Origin of the sequence: Virgibacillus sp. M23 (genome assembly GCF_034190895.1) — a bacterium.
GTDB lineage: Bacteria > Bacillota > Bacilli > Bacillales > Amphibacillaceae > Virgibacillus > Virgibacillus salarius.
Genome location: NZ_JAWDHA010000328.1, coordinates 1 through 414, shown reverse-complemented (window position 1 = coordinate 414; position 414 = coordinate 1). Strand labels below are relative to the sequence as shown.

1 pseudogene is annotated in these 414 nt (G+C 39.4%); it reads left to right on the top strand.

Annotated elements, in window-relative coordinates:
* Positions 1–414: pseudogene (locus tag RVS70_RS22805) on the top strand (IS21 family transposase); the annotation flags it as partial.

Here is a 414-nt window from a genome sequence, read left to right as displayed (position 1 = left end):
GTATTCTCTTCCACTAGGAACATTCCATAAATATGATACCGTCGGTATCAAGGAAACGGAAGACAAACAACTATTCATCTATATTACCGATACAGGAGAATTGATTGCAAAACACACTATTCCTGAAGGAAAAGGCCAATTAGTGAAGGATAGAAGCCATTCGCGCGATCGGACAAAAGGCATCCATTCATTTATGGATACGGTTGCGAAACGGTTTGAAGAGGTAGATTCCGCATACGACTATCTCAATATCATCCGGCAAAACTACCCTCGGTATATTAGAGATCAGCTGCAGATTATTTCAAAGCAGACAAAGGAGAACAATGGGGCAATCTTATCAGCAGCACTAAAAGAATGTGTGAAAAGAAATCTTTATAGTGCGACAGATTTTAGCGATATCGTTTCATACATCAA